The sequence below is a fragment of the Salinispora cortesiana genome, assembly GCF_000484695.1.
GTDB lineage: Bacteria > Actinomycetota > Actinomycetes > Mycobacteriales > Micromonosporaceae > Micromonospora > Micromonospora cortesiana.
Genome location: NZ_AXVR01000011.1, coordinates 26,640 through 41,129, shown reverse-complemented (window position 1 = coordinate 41,129; position 14,490 = coordinate 26,640). Strand labels below are relative to the sequence as shown.

12 protein-coding genes are annotated in these 14,490 nt (G+C 71.7%); 5 read left to right on the top strand and 7 right to left on the bottom strand.

Features of this window, described 5'->3' with window-relative positions:
- Positions 1-241 precede the first annotated feature (241 nt).
- The 3 genes from K228_RS0107615 to K228_RS0107605 are packed head-to-tail and all read left to right on the top strand — an operon-like array spanning position 242 to position 2,959.
- On the top strand, positions 242-1,489 hold the full coding sequence (locus tag K228_RS0107615) for a MurT ligase domain-containing protein (protein WP_025617891.1): 1,248 nt from the start codon (positions 242-244) through the stop codon (positions 1,487-1,489).
- Positions 1,479-2,201, top strand: coding sequence for a type 1 glutamine amidotransferase (locus K228_RS0107610; protein ID WP_025617890.1), 723 nt, complete (start codon positions 1,479-1,481; stop codon positions 2,199-2,201). The genes K228_RS0107615 and K228_RS0107610 overlap by 11 nt, the downstream gene beginning before the upstream one ends.
- Entirely contained in the window at positions 2,198-2,959 is a 762-nt protein-coding gene (locus K228_RS0107605; protein ID WP_025617889.1) for a TVP38/TMEM64 family protein, read from the top strand. The genes K228_RS0107610 and K228_RS0107605 overlap by 4 nt, the downstream gene beginning before the upstream one ends.
- Positions 2,960-3,114: 155 nt before the next feature.
- On the opposite strand, the gene leuS is transcribed toward K228_RS0107605, so the two are convergent.
- From leuS to mbhE, 7 genes are all read right to left on the bottom strand, one after another.
- Entirely contained in the window at positions 3,115-5,979 is a 2,865-nt protein-coding gene (gene leuS, locus K228_RS0107600) for a leucine--tRNA ligase (protein ID WP_025617888.1), read from the bottom strand.
- A 295-nt stretch (positions 5,980-6,274) separates the two neighbouring features.
- Positions 6,275-6,631 carry a monovalent cation/H(+) antiporter subunit G gene (mnhG, locus tag K228_RS0107595; protein WP_025617887.1) on the bottom strand — a complete coding sequence of 119 codons (357 nt, stop codon included), beginning with the start codon at positions 6,629-6,631 and terminating at the stop codon, positions 6,275-6,277.
- A complete protein-coding gene (locus tag K228_RS0107590; protein ID WP_025617886.1) occupies positions 6,628-6,885 on the bottom strand; it encodes an MrpF/PhaF family protein in 258 nt (85 codons plus the stop codon). Before K228_RS0107590 ends, mnhG begins: the two co-directional genes overlap by 4 nt.
- Before the next feature lie 3 nt (positions 6,886-6,888).
- Positions 6,889-7,275, bottom strand: a complete 387-nt coding sequence (locus tag K228_RS0107585; protein WP_025617885.1) for a Na+/H+ antiporter subunit E — start codon at positions 7,273-7,275, stop codon at positions 6,889-6,891.
- On the bottom strand, positions 7,272-8,756 hold the full coding sequence (locus K228_RS0107580) for a monovalent cation/H+ antiporter subunit D family protein (RefSeq protein WP_025617884.1): 1,485 nt from the start codon (positions 8,754-8,756) through the stop codon (positions 7,272-7,274). The genes K228_RS0107585 and K228_RS0107580 overlap by 4 nt, the downstream gene beginning before the upstream one ends.
- Positions 8,735-9,058 (bottom strand): sodium:proton antiporter, encoded by a 324-nt coding sequence (locus K228_RS0107575; protein ID WP_025617883.1) that lies wholly within the window; start codon positions 9,056-9,058, stop codon positions 8,735-8,737. The genes K228_RS0107580 and K228_RS0107575 overlap by 22 nt, the downstream gene beginning before the upstream one ends.
- Positions 9,055-11,805: a hydrogen gas-evolving membrane-bound hydrogenase subunit E gene (mbhE, locus tag K228_RS0107570; protein ID WP_025617882.1), complete on the bottom strand. Its 2,751-nt coding sequence runs from the start codon at positions 11,803-11,805 to the stop codon at positions 9,055-9,057. Before mbhE ends, K228_RS0107575 begins: the two co-directional genes overlap by 4 nt.
- 324 nt (positions 11,806-12,129) lie before the next feature.
- Here mbhE and K228_RS0107565 point away from each other — a divergent pair, with 324 nt between their 5' ends.
- Together K228_RS0107565 and K228_RS0107560 are read left to right on the top strand one after the other, a co-directional pair.
- Positions 12,130-13,182: an AAA family ATPase gene (locus K228_RS0107565; protein WP_025617881.1), complete on the top strand. Its 1,053-nt coding sequence runs from the start codon at positions 12,130-12,132 to the stop codon at positions 13,180-13,182.
- 1 nt (position 13,183) lies between these two features.
- Positions 13,184-14,479, top strand: coding sequence for a DUF58 domain-containing protein (locus K228_RS0107560; RefSeq protein WP_025617880.1), 1,296 nt, complete (start codon positions 13,184-13,186; stop codon positions 14,477-14,479).
- Positions 14,480-14,490 lie beyond the last annotated feature (11 nt).

Genomic DNA, 14,490 nt, shown 5'->3' with positions numbered 1-14,490 from the left:
CCGCAACCAGAATCGCCCGCGTGGCGCGGCTACCGCCCCGCCAAAACCGCACGTCAAAGCGGGTGGAGCGGAGTGGAGGGCGGCACCGCCCCCGGGAAGGCCCACCGTCCGACATAGATCGGACCCACTCCCCACCCCGATCCACCCAACGGCACCGGGCAACGAGCCGAAGCGTTCCGCCCCAGCAGCGATCTGGAGAGTCCGCGGGTGGAGTAACCTCGCTCGCGTGACGGACGCGAGAATGCCCCTACGGGCGAAGGTGGCCAGCTCTGTGTCGCGGACCGCCGCGGCCCTGTCGCGGGCCGCGGGCCGCGGGGACGGCTCGGTCATCGGTGGTTGGATCGGCCTCAAGATCGACCCGGAGCTCCTCGCGCACCTCGCCGCGGGCCGCGCCATCGCCCTGGTCTCCGGCACGAACGGCAAGACCACGACCACCCGACTCGCCACCGCCGCGGTCGGCGTGCTCGGCAAGGTCGCCACCAACTCGTTCGGCGCGAACATGCCCACCGGGCACACCTCGGCGCTCGCCAAGGCCGGCAGCACCCCGTACGCGGTACTCGAGGTGGACGAGCACTACCTCGCGCAGGTGCTGGACGCCACGGACGCCCACGTGGTGGCGCTCCTCAACCTCTCCCGCGACCAATTGGACCGGGCCCGGGAGGTCGCCATGATGGCGCAGCTCTGGCGGGCGGCGCTGATCCGCCACCCCGAGCTGCGGGTCATCGCCAACGCAGACGACCCGATGGTGGTCTGGGCCGCCACCCCGCCGACCAATCACGACCAGCGCATCACCCCGCCCCAGGTCGTCTGGTTCAGCGCTGGCCAACGTTGGCACGACGACTCCTGGGTCTGCCCCGAGTGCGGCTCGACCATCGCCCGGCAGGACAACCAGTGGTGGTGCACCGGCTGCCCGCTGCGCCGGCCACAGCCGCAGTGGTCCGTCGAGGACGACGGCGTGATCGACCCGACCGGCGCCTGGCACAAAGTCCAGCTCCAACTCCCGGGCACGGTCAATCTCGGCAACGCCGCCACCGCCCTCGCCGTCGCGGCCGAGTTCGGCGTACGACCGGTTGACGCCGTGCTCCAGCTCGGCTCAGTCACCTCGATCGCCGGCCGGTACGCCCAGGTCGAGCGAGACGGGCGGCTGATCCGCCTGCTGCTGGCGAAGAACCCGGCCAGCTGGCTGGAGGCGTTCGACATGGCCGACGAGGCGCCGACACTGCTGTCCATCAACGCCCGCGATCCGGACGGGCTGGACACCTCCTGGCTCTTTGACGTCGACTTCAGCCCCCTGCGGGGTCGGCAGGTGCTCATCACCGGCGACCGAGCGTTCGACCTGGCCGTCCGACTCGACGTGAACAACGTGCCGTTCCGGCACGTACGCTCCTTCACCGAGGCGATCCAGTTGGTCCCGCCAGGCCGACTGGAGGTCATCGCGAACTACACCGCGTTCCAGGACATCCGAGCGGAGTTGGACCGTGTTCTCTGACAGCCTGCGCATCGTCTGGGTCTACCCGGATCTGCTCTCCACCTACGGTGACCGGGGCAACGCACTCATCCTGGCCAGCCGCGCCCAGCGGCGCGGCTACCCGGTCGAGGTGCTGGAGGTCCGCTCCGACCAACCGCTGCCCGCCACCGCCGACATCTACCTGGTCGGCGGCGGCGAGGACGGCCCCCAGGCGCTCGGCGCGCAGCGGCTCATCGCCGACGGGGGCCTACACCGCGCCGTCGCGCAGGGCTCGGTGGTCTTCGGTGTCTGCGCCGGCTACCAGATCCTCGGCTCCTCCTTCTTCGCCAAGGGCACCAAATACGCCGGCCTGGAGCTGCTGGACCTCTCCTCCGACCGGGGCCCCTCCCGCGCCATCGGCGAACTGGCCGGCAACATCGACCCACGGCTGGGTCTCCCGCCGCTGTCCGGTTTCGAGAACCACGGTGGACGTACCCGCCTGGGCCCAGGGGTGTCACCGCTGGCCCAGGTGACCGCCGGAATCGGTAACGACACCCGGACCGAAGGGGCCTGGCGGGGAAAGCTGCTCGGCACCTACTCGCACGGACCAGCCCTGGCCCGCAACCCAGCCCTGGCCGACCTGCTGCTGCGCTGGGCAGTCGGCGTCAACCAGCTCCCCCCGCTGGACGACACCTGGTCGGACCGGCTCCGCGCCGAACGCCACGCCGCAGTGGCCACTGCCGCCCGACCATGACCCACGACGGCCGCCGCGCTCCGGGCACCCCCCACCACCTCGGCCGCCGGGTCCTGCCCCCGCCCCGCGGGTGGCGGGGGCAGGACCCGGTGGCCAGCCGATTCGGCCTGCTACTGCTCCTGCTCGCCGGGTTCGGGGTGGCGCTGCTCGTGATTCCCCGCCCGGACCCGACCGCCCTGCCCCACCTGGCCGACCAGTTGGGCGGGTACGCCCCAGTCACCGCGATCGGCGGCGGGGCACTCCTGCTCGTTGCGCTGGTCCCCCGCACCTTCATCACCCTGGCTGCCGGTGCCCTCTTCGGCGCCGTGGAGGGGGCCGCCTACGCGCTCGGCGCGGCACTGCTGGCAGCCGCCATCGGCTTCACGGTCGGTCGGTTCCTCGGTCGGGCGTTCGTCGCCGACCGAATTCGCGGTCGCCTCGCCCGGCTGGACGGCTGGTTCACCCGGCAGAACGTGCTCGGCGTCGTTACCGTACGACTGCTGCCAATCGCCGGCTTCGGCCTGGTCAGCTACGGCTACGGCACCACCGGGGCGCGGGTGCTGCCGTTCCTCGTCGGCAGCGTTGTCGCCTCCGCGCCGACCGCCTTCGGATACGCCGCCGTCGGCGCCGCGGTCACCTCGCCCGGCGAGGTCAACTGGTTCGCCGCCGCCCCGGCCGGACTCGGCCTGATCGCCAGCGCGGTGCTCATCCACCGCTGGTGGCGCGCCGAGCGGGCCGGTGGGGCCGGCAGCCCAGGACGGACTCGGCGCCGGCGCTGACCAGACGCACCCGGCACGCCGGGTGCACAGCCGCGCCACCCGTGCCGGGGCAGCCCCACATCGATCATGGAGTTGTGGTGGGGTGGCGCTCCCCGGACCGGGCACCTACCGGGCACCACAACTCCATGATCAGCAGTGTGGGCTGACGAGCGACCTCAGGCCACCACGGAGACCATTCGGCCGCGGACCACGATGACCTTGCGTGGTTCCCGGCCGGCCAGCGCGGCGGCGACCGCCTCCAGCGCCGCCGCCCGGACGGTCTCCTCCGCCGCGTCGGCCGGCACCTCGATCCGACCCCGCACCTTGCCGTTGACCTGCACCGGGTACGTCACCGACTCGGCCACCAGCAAGGCCGGGTCGGCGACCGGGAAAGCGGCGTAGGTCAACGAGGACTCGTGGCCCAGCCGGCGCCACAGTTCCTCGGCGACGTGCGGAGCGAACGGCGCCAGCATCAGCACCAGCGGCTCGGCCACCTCGCGCGGCGTCTCCGGCAGCCGGGTCACCGCGTTGGTCAGCTCGATCAGCTTCGCGATCGTGGTGTTGAACCGCATCGCGTCCATATCGCCCCGGACCCCATCCACGATCCGGTGCAGCAGTCGACGGGTCGCCTCGTCGGCCGGGGCGTCCACCACCCGGGACGCGCCGCTGCGCTCGTCCACAATCGCCCGCCAGACCCGCTGCAGGAATCGGAACGACCCCACCACAGCCCGCGTCTCCCAGGGGCGGGAGACCTCCAGCGGGCCCATCGACATCTCGTACACCCGGAACGTGTCCGCCCCGTACGCGGCACACATCTCGTCCGGTGTCACCACGTTTCGCAGGGACTTACCCATCTTGCCGTACTCGCGGTTGACCTGGACATCACCCAGGTAGTAGGCGCCGGAGCGCTCGACCACCTCCTCCGCCGGCACGTACGCCCCACGCGCGTCGGTGTACGCGTACGCCTGGATGTAGCCCTGGTTGAACAGCTTGCGGAACGGCTCGAAGCTCGACACGTGCCCCAGGTCGTACAGCACCTTGTGCCAGAACCGGGCATAGAGCAGGTGCAGTACGGCGTGCTCGGCGCCGCCGACGTACAGGTCGGTGCCCCCGCAGTCGCCCTCGCCGCGCGGGCCCATCCAGTACCGCTCGGTCTCCGGGTCGACGAAGCGGTCGGCGTTGGTCGGATCCAGGTAGCGCAGCTCGTACCAGCAGGAGCCGGCCCACTGCGGCATCACGTTGGTCTCCCGGGTGTAGCGCTTCGGACCGTCGCCCAGGTCCAGCTCCACCTCGACCCAGTCCCGCCGTCGCGACAGCGGCGTCTCCGGGTTCGACTCCGCATCCGTGGGATCGAAGGTGCGGGGCGAGAAGTCATCCACCTCGGGCAGCTCGACCGGCAGCAGCTCCTCCGGCAGGGCGATGGCGGCGCCGGTCTCGTCGTACACGATCGGGAACGGCTCACCCCAGTACCGCTGCCGGCTGAATAGCCAGTCCCGCAGCCGATACGTCACCGCGCCCGAGCCGTGGCCCCCCGCCTCCAGCCAGGCGATGGTCCGGGCCTTCGCCTCGGCGACGCCCAGGCCGTTCAGGTCCAGGCCGCGCTCGGGCACGGCGCTGTTGATGGCCGGACCGTCGCCGGTGTACGCCTTACCGTCGAAGCCCTCGGCCGGCTGGACGGTACGGACGATGGGCAGGTCGAACACCTCGGCGAAGGCCCAGTCCCGCTCGTCCTGACCGGGCACCGCCATGATCGCGCCGGTGCCGTAGCCAGCCAGCACATAGTCGGCGATGAAGATCGGAATCTGGGTCCCGGTGACCGGGTTGGTGGCGTACGCCCCGATGAAGACGCCGGTCTTCTCCTTCGTCTCGGCCTGCCGCTCGAGGTCGGTCTTCGCCGCGGCCGCCTTGCGGTAACCCGCCACCGCCGCCCGTGGGCTGGCCTGCCCGCCGGTCCAGGCCTGGGGAACCCCCGCGGGCCAGGCCGCCGGTACCAGTTCGTCCACCAGGTCATGCTCGGGCGCCAGCACCAGGTAGGTGGCGCCGAAGATCGTGTCGGGCCGGGTGGTGAAGACGCTGATCCGCTGCTCGCCCCCCGGACCCGAATCCGGGGCGGAGGTGGGGAACCCGATGTGCGCGCCGATGGAGCGGCCGATCCAGTTCCGCTGCATCAGCTTGATCGGCTCGGGCCAGTCCAGCTTCTCCAGGTCGTCCAGGAGCCGGTCACCGTACGCGGTGATCCGCATCATCCACTGCTTCAGGTTCCGCTTGAAGACCGGGAAGTTCCCCCGCTCAGAGCGACCGTCGGCGGTGACCTCCTCGTTGGCCAGCACGGTGCCCAACCCCGGGCACCAGTTGACCGGGGCCTGCGAGACGTACGCCAGCCGGTGTTGGTCAACGACGGCCCGCTGCTCGGCGGCGGTCAGCTCACCCCACGGTCGCCCGTCCGGGGTGCGCCGGGAGCCGCCGGCGAACTCCGCGATCAGCTCGGTGATCGGGCGGGCCCGCTTCGCCTCGCTGTCATACCAGGCGTTGTAGATCTGCAGGAAGACCCACTGGGTCCAGCGGTAGAAGTCGGCGTCGATGGTGGCCACCGAGCGGCGCTCGTCGTGGGCCAGCCCCAGCCGGCGCAGCTGCGCCTTGTACCGGGCGATGTTCGCCTCGGTGGTGGTCCGCGGGTGGGTGCCGGTCTGCACCGCGTACTGCTCGGCGGGGAGCCCGAAGGCGTCGAAGCCCATCGCGTGCAGCACGTTCCGCCCGGCCATCCGCTGGTAGCGGGCGAAGCAGTCGGTGCCGATGTAGCCCAGCGGGTGGCCGACATGCAGCCCGGCCCCCGACGGGTACGGGAACATGTCCAGTACGTACAGTTTCTCCGCTCCCGCCCGCGGATGCTCGGGGTCGGCCAGCGGGCCGGTCGGGTTGGGGGCGTGGAAGGTCCCCTCGCGTTCCCAGGTGTCCTGCCAACGACGCTCGATCTCGTCGGCCAGAGCCGCCGTGTAGCGGAAGGGGGGAATCTCGCTGGCCGGTGCGGCTGCCTCAGTCATGGCTCTCCTCGCTTCAGTCGGCGCGGATGGTCTCGTGCGGTGTCGGTCGATGCTCGCCACCGGCCGGCGGGACCTGGCCGGCGACAGGCACAAAAAAGCCCCTCGCACAGGAGGGGCCGCCGTGCTGTCGCGCGTTCAGCGCATCAGCACGGCCCGGTAAGAAGCAGGAAGACTCCGGCCATACCCCGGAGTGTACCGCCGACCCCCGGTAGCGCGCCCGCGGCCACCCGGGCTGGTCATCCCAGGCCGGCCATCCCCCGGCCCGTCCTGCCCGCACCGGTCATCTCCCGGCCGGTCATTCCCGGCCCGCCCGCCGACGCGCCGCCGGGACCCGCCCACCAAGTTCGTCGTAGCGCGTGCTGTCGGCCAGCGGGCTACCCGCCCGGTAGGCGGCGCGGGCCAGGGCGTACCCGCCGACCGGCGCCGAGACGAGTTGCAGCCCGATGGCGACCAGGCCCACCAGTACCGTCCGGGGGCCGGGCAGCAACAGCAACACCGCCAGCAGGACACAGATCAGGCCCAGGCTGCCCGACTTCGCGACGGCGTTCATCCGGTTGTAGACATCGGGCAGTCGGATCAGCCCGAGGGAGCTGATCACGATCAGGCCGACGCCGATGACCAGTAGCGCGGAGGCGACCAGCATCCGGATCATGGCCGCCGCCGATGCACCAGGCGGGCCAACGCGACCGTGGCCAAGAAGCTGACCATGGTGCCGGTGAGGACCAGGTCCAGTAGTCCGGGCGCGTCCAACCGAACCGCCAACACCGCCACCGCCGCCAGGAACACGAAGAAGCCGTGGTCGAGCGCGGCGGCGCGGTCGGCGTCGGTGGGGCCGACAATCAGCCGGCCGAGCACCACGGTCATCGACAGGGCGAGCACCACCAGCACCACGTCGAGCAGGAGCATCCGTCACCCACCTCCCTCACTACCGGTCCGGCCGCCGCCGACCGGTCGGACGGCGGCCAACAGCCGCCCCTCCAGCTCCGCCACGGCACGGCGAAACGCTGTCGCGTCCGCGGCGTACATGCCGTGCACCCACATCACCCGCGGATCCCGCCGCACCGCCAGCGCGAGGGTCCCCGGGGTCAGGGTGACGAAGAGCGTGAGCAGGGCCACCTCGGTGTCCGTCCGGGCGCGCAGCGGAACCCGAACCACCGCGGGCTGCAGCCCCAGGCCCGGAGTGACGATCTCCCGGGCCACCACCAGGTTCGCCTGCACCAGCCGACCCGCGAACCAGGCCAGGAACCCCACGATCCGCGCGGCCCGGACCGCGGCCCGTCGCACCACGCCGCTCATCGGCCGCTCACCGCCCGCACATACCCGGCCGGCTCCAGCAGTCCCGCCGCGGCGGCGTCGGCCACCTGCAACAGCGGCCCGCCCAACGGCCCAAGCAGCAGCGCGCACCCGCCGAGCACCAACGGCGGTCCGAGCAGCGCCGCGCCGGGGCGGGCGGTTTGCTCCCGGGCCGGTCGCGGTACCTCACCCCAGAACGCGACCCCCCAGATCTTCAGCATCGACAGCAGCGTCACCAGGCTGACCAACACCGCCACCGTCAGCACGAGCCAGTCACCGACCTCGTTGGCGGCTCGCAGCACCAGAAACTTGGCGAGGAACCCGCCGAACGGGGGCAGCCCGGCCAGAGACAGGGCGGCGACGCCGAAGGCCACCGCGAGCAGCGGGTTGGACGAGGCCAGCCCACCCAGCCGGCTCAGCCGGTCGGTGCCGCGGGTGGCCCGTACCACCGCCGCGCACAGGAACAGTGCCGCCTTCACCAACACGTACTGGGCCAGGTAGAAGATGGCGGCGGCGAGACTCGCGGCGGTGAACAGGGCGAGCCCAAGCAGCACGTACCCGATCTGGCTCACCATGTGGAAGGCCAGCACCTTCCGCATCGAACGGACGCCGATCGCGCCGAGCACCCCGATCACCATGGACGCCAGTGCCACCGCCACCAGCAACGGGTGGTACGCCGGATCACCGCCGTACAACACGGCGTAGATCCGGATGATCGCGTACAGCCCCACCTTGGTGAGCAGACCGGAGAAGAGCGCGACGACCACCGGTGACGCGACCGGGTAGGCGCGGGGCAGCCAGTCGTGCAGCGGCACGAGCGCGCTCTTGAGCGCGAACGCCAGCAGCACGACACCGCCGGCGACCGCGGCGGCGGGGATCTCCCGGGCCATCCCGGCGAGGTCCGCGAGCCCGACCGTACCGGTGACCCCGTAGAGCAGTCCGACACCGGCCAGCAGGATCGTGGAGCCGAGCAGACTGGTGGCGATGTATACCCGGCCCGCGCCGGCACGCCCCGGGCCCCCGGAGAGCGCCAGCAGCACGTAGGACGGAACGAGCATGATCTCGACCAGCACGAACAGGTTGAACAGATCGGTGGTGAGGTAGGCGCCGTACGCGCCCGCCGACAGCACCATCGTCAGCGGCAGGAAGGCCCGCCGGCGATCATCCCCGGTCCCGACGGCGGCCACCAGGCAGGCGAGCACCACCATCGCCGAGACCGTGACCAGCAACGCGCTCAATGGGTCGGCCGCCAGGGTGATCGCGACAACCGGCGGCCAGTCGCCGACCCGGAGCACCGGAACCTCGCCATCGGAGGTCGCCAGGAGCAGGACGACACCCACCGCGATGACCACCGCCGTGGCGAGCAGCGCCACCACCCGTCGCAGCATCAGCCGGCCGGGGAGAGCAAGCAGCACGGTGGCGGCGAGTAGCGGACCCACCACCGGACCAATCAGCAGGAGGCTCACCGCGGCCCCCTGTCCCACGTCTCCGGTCGTCGACTCCCCCGCCGGGAGGCACGGCGCAGCAGCCGCAGCAGGTAGACGGTGATGCCGAAGGTGATCACGATGGCGGTCAGGATGAAGGCCTGGGGCAGCGGGTCGGCGCTCTCCGCGCCCCCGCCGTCAACCGGCGGCTCCCGCCGGTGCAGCCCGCCGGCGGCCAACAGCAGCACGTTCACCGCGTGCCCGAGCAGCACGAAGCCGAGCACCAGCCGCAGCTGCCCAGGGCGAAGCAGGAGGAAGACGCCGGCCGCCACCAGCACCCCGACGATCAGCGGCCCGCTCATCGGACCCGCTCCCGAACCGGCCCGGGCGCAGGGCCGGCGGGCGCGCTGTCCAGTCGGCGGACCGCCGCCACGACCAGGGCCAGCACCATCAGGTACACCCCCAGGTCGAACAGGAGAGCCGACGACACCGAACCGACGCCGGGCAGGGAGAGCTTGACCGGAGTCAAGAAGGCCCGGCCCACGGCCAGCGGCGCCATGCCCGCGACGAGCGCCAGGAACAGGCCGACGGTGAGCAGTGGCGCTCCCCGAAGGCGGCCCAGCAGCGGCGCTCCCGCGGGGTGCGCCAGGTGGCCGAGTCCGACCGCGGTACCGGCGAGCAGTGCGGCGATGAACCCGCCCCCGAGCTCCTGGTGGCCGCGGAGAAACAACACCGCGGACGCGGCGAGCATGACCGGAGCCAGTACGCGGTATGCCAGCGCGAGCACCGGATCGACGGCGTGCCGTACGGCGCCGGGACGATGCCGTACGGCTTCGGCCGGCCGGGCGAGCCCGATCAACCCAACCGCGACCACCGCGAGTACGACCGCCTCACCGAGGGTGTCCAGGGCCCGGAAATCGACGAGGATGGTGTTGACCAGGTTCTGCCCACCGGTGGCCGAGGACGCCTCCCGCAGGTACCAGTCGCCGACGGGCGACAGGTCGCGACGGCCGGTCAGCGCCGCCGTCGCCGCCGTCGCCACCACCCCGGCGAGCACCGCCAGCCCGACGCCGGCGATGATCCCCACCCGACGGCCCGGCGCGACCAGCCGGCCGGGCCGGCCCCGCAGGGCGAGCATGACCACCACCGTGGTGAGCACCTCGACCAGCATCAGGGTGAGCGCCACGTCCGGTGCCCCCGTGGTGAGAAACCAGACTGCCAGGATCAGGCCGACCGCGCCGGTCAGCGCGACCGCCGCGAGCGCCGACCGGGTGGTGACCAGGCCGGCGAGGGTGACCAGTAGCAACCCGAGCACGAGCCAGTCCCCGGGCCGGGTGGCATCCGGGTGCCGGCTGGGTAGCGGGCCGAGGAGCAGCACGGCGACTGCCGCCAGCGCCACCACGGCGAGCAGTGGCCGGGCCAGGTAGGGAGCGGGCGCCGTGACCTGGGCGGGTCGGGCCACGACCGCCCCGAAGCGCACCAACGCGCGCCGCCACCGCTCGAGGTGTCCGGTGAACGGAGACGTGGTCGGTATCGCCGCGAGCACCGGATCGGTCCGACGCCGGTACCAGAACAGCAGCGTCCCAAGCAGGACAGTGAGCACGGAGAGCCCGAGCGCCGGGGTGAAGCCATGCCAGAAGGCCAGGTAGGGCGCCTGCCCCTGGGGCCGGGCATCGCTGGCGGCCCGCTCCACCATCGGGCTGAGGAGGGCGACGGTGGGGCCGAGAGCGGTGGCGAGGACCGCTGCGACAGCTGCCGGAGCCAGGAATGACCAGGCCGGTTCGTGCAGCTCACGCTGCCGGGTCGGGCCGGAGAGGACACCATGGACCAACCGCGCGGCGTACGCGAAGGTGAGCGTCGCGGCGAGCACCGCCAGGCCGGCGGCGACCCACCCGAGCAAGGGCACCTCGTCCACCGTGACGAGCGCCTCGAAGATCGCCTCTTTGCCGACGAAACCGATCGTCGGCGGCAGACCGGCCAGCGACATCGCCGCCAACACGGTAAGCGTCACGGTGATCGGCATCGCCCGCCACAGCCCGGTCAGGGCCCGGATGTCCCGGCTGCCCGCCTGCCGGTCGATGATTCCCACCAGCATGAACAGCGTCGCCTTGAACAGGGCGTGCGCGATCGTGTACAGGATCGCCGCCGCGTCCGAGGCGGGCGTACCGACGCCGATGACGCTGACCAGCAGGCCGAGCTGGCTCACCGTGGAGTACGCGAGCAACGCCTTCAGATCGTGTTGGCGCAGCGCCAACAGCGCGCCGACGATCGCGGTGAGCAGCCCGAGGCCGATCAGCGTGAGGTCCCAGGGCCACTGGCCGCCGAACAGCGCCGAGAAGCGCATCAGCAGGTAGATGCCCGCCTTCACCAGCGTGGCCGCGTGCAGGTAGGCGCTGACTGGGGTGAGGGCGACCATGGCGCCAGGGAGCCAGAAGTGGAACGGCACCTGCGCCGACTTCGTGATGGCCGCGAAGATCACCAGGGCACCCGCCGCCCAGGCGGGTCCGGTCGCCAGCCGGCCCGGATCGGCCAGGATCAGATGAAGGTCGCTGGTGCCGAGGCTCGCGGCGAGCACGACCACCGCCACCAGCAGTGCCACGCCACCGGTGGTGGTGACGACGAGGGCCTGGATCGCCGGCCCGCGGGCCGGCAAGCGACCGTCCTGCCCGATGAGGACGAACGACAGGATACTGGACAGCTCCCAGAAGACGAAGAGCAGCAGCAGGTCGTCGGCGAGCACCAGACCCAGCATCGCCCCGGCGAACAGGGTCATCGTCACGTACACCCGGGTGTGCCGGCTGTCCGGGCTCAGGTAGCGCGGACAGTACGCCATCACGAACGCGCCCACTCCCAGCACCAGCAGGGCGAAGATCAGACTGAGTGCGTCCATCCGCAGCTCCGCGTAGACCCCCAGCGACGGTAGCCACGGCCAGGAGATGAGGACCGCCTGGTCGGCGAGGAGCGCGGGGCGCTGGGAGAGGAGCAGACCCGCCCCGGTCAGGTAGCCGACGGCGAGCACGTACCCGGCGTTGCGCCCCAACCACCAGGTCAGCACCGGCGCTGCGGCGGCGAGGAGGAACTGCCCGCCGAGGACGACAGCGAGAATCATGCCGGCCCGCAGCAACCGGGCCGGCGTCGCCCACGAGCACCCGGCACCGCCACGGCTGCCCTCGCCTTCTCCCTAACTCCACCGACCGCGTCGGGGCTGCGGACTACCCGTCCGGCCCCCTTCGACACCTCAACCGACGGACAAATATTCCGGACGTATGCGATGGAACGCTGGTGGCGGTCGGATGCGGTCACAAAACATCGCTAGCCTGAGAGTCCGGTGAGACTTTCTGCGGCAGACGAGGCTTGCGCGTGACCACGCGAACCAACGGCGGGTCCAGCCGCTCCGAACGGAGCCGCCGTCGAGGCGACGAGGAGGACGTCCGTGACACAACAGACCCGGGACGAGGTGGGCGGTCTGCTGCCACACGATGAGTTCCGCGCCGTTGGTGACGCAATCGTGACGAACATCGAACAGGTTATCGAGGGCAAGACCGCCACCGTGCAGCTCGCCCTCGCCGTTCTGCTCGCCGAGGGCCACCTGCTCATCGAGGACGTCCCCGGAGTCGGCAAGACCAAGCTGGCCAAGGCACTGGCGCGCTCGATCGACTGCTCGGTACGCCGCATCCAGTTCACCCCCGATCTGCTACCCAGCGACGTCACCGGGGTCAGCGTCTACAACCAGGAGACGCACGACTTCGAGTTCCGCCCCGGCGCTGTCTTCGCCAACCTGGTGGTCGGCGACGAGATCAACCGGGCCTCGCCGAAGACCCAGTCAGCGCTGTTGGAGTGCATGGAGGAGCGGCAGGTCACCGTGGACGGCGTGACCTATCCGTTGCAGACGCCGTTCATGGTGGTCGCCACCCAGAACCCGATCGAGATGGAGGGCACGTACCCGCTGCCGGAGGCGCAGCGCGACCGCTTCACCGCTCGGATCGCGATGGGGTACCCGGACGCCGGGGCCGAGTTGGCGATGCTCGACGGGCATGGTGCCACCGACCCGCTGGAGTCGCTGCGGCCGGTCTCCGATGCCAGCACCGTCCGCCGACTCATCACCCACGTCCGGCAGATTCACGTCGCTGACGCCCTCAAGCGGTACGCGGTCGAGCTGGTCACCGCCACCCGAGAGGCTCCCGACCTCCGCCTCGGCGCGTCGCCCCGAGCGACCCTCCAGTTGCTGCGCACCGCACGCGCGGTCGCCGCGCTCGAGGGACGCGACTACGTCCTCCCCGACGATCTGCAGGCACTGGCCGTACCGGTGCTGGCGCACCGAATCATCCCGACCGCCGACGCCCAGCTGGCCCGACGCACCACCGACACCATCGTCGCCGACCTGGTGCACCGGCTGCCGCTGCCGCAGGAACATCGGCGTTCGTCGTACGACACCCGGCCCACCACCGACAGCGGCCGCGCCCGGTACGAGCCGCGGAGGGCGTGAGGTGCGCGACGGGCTGCGCGGGCTGACCACGCGGGGCCGGTCGTTCCTCGCCGCAGCGGTCGCGGCGGGGATCTCGGCCACCCTCCTCGGTGAGCGGGACCTGCTCCGAGTGGCGGTGCTGCTCGCGGTCCTGCCACTCCTGGCAGCGCTCTACGTCGGCCGCAGCCGGTACAAGCTGGCCTGCAATCGTTCACTGGAGCCAGAGCGCGTACCCGCCAGCGCCAGCTCCCGGGTGGTGCTGCGGCTACAGAACCTGTCCCGCCTGCCCACCGGCACGCTCCTGCTGGAAGACCGGCTGCCGTACGCGCTGGGCAGCCGGCCCCGGGTCGTGCTGGACCGGCTCGGCGCGCAGCAGGCCAGCTCGGTGGCGTACACGGTGCGGGCCGACGTACGCGGCCGATACAAGATCGGCCCACTGGTGGTCCGGATAACCGACCCATTCGGTCTGTGCGAGGTGACCCGGGCCTTCCCCAGCACCGACCAGTTGACGGTGGTCCCGCAGGCCACGCCGCTGCCCACGGTCCGGCTTCCCAGCGAGTACGCGGGCAGTGGCGACAGCCGGGCCCGGTCGGTCGCGGTGCACGGCGAGGACGATGCGGCGACCCGGGAGTACCGGTTGGGCGACGACCTACGGCGGGTGCACTGGAAGTCAACCGCGCGCACCGGTGAACTGATGGTCCGCCGCGAGGAGCAGCCCTGGGAGAGCCGCGCCACCGTGCTGCTGGACACCCGGGCGTACGGGCACTGCGGTGACGGGCCGACGGCCAGCTTCGAGTGGGCAGTCTCCGCCGCCGCGAGCATCGCCGTGCACCTGCGGCAGGGGGGCTACCGGCTACGGTTGCTCACCGGCTCCGGTACGGACATCGACGCGACGGAGGCGACCGGGCACGGGCTCCTCCTGGACAACCTCGCCGACGCCTGCCTCGACCAGCGGACTGAGATCGCCACGCTGGTCCGGGAGGCGCGGCAGCACGTCGCCGGCGGTCTGATCATCGGCCTGTTCGGGACGCTCAGCGCCGTTGAGGCCGAACTGCTGGCCGCGCTACGCGGCAACGGCACCACCTGCGTGGCGTTTCTCCAGAACACCTCCACCTGGCTCACCCTGCCGGCCGGTGCCCGGGCCGAGGCCGACGACGCGCACGCCACCGCCGCGCTCGCGCTGGTACGAGGTGGCTGGCGAGTGATCGGCGTAGACCACGGCTCCCGGTTGCCGGTCCTGTGGCCGCAGGCCGGCCGGGGCTCGCAGGGCTTCGCTGTCCGGGCCGCGTCGGCCGAGACCGTGGCGAGCAGACGATGAACCGGAGGCCG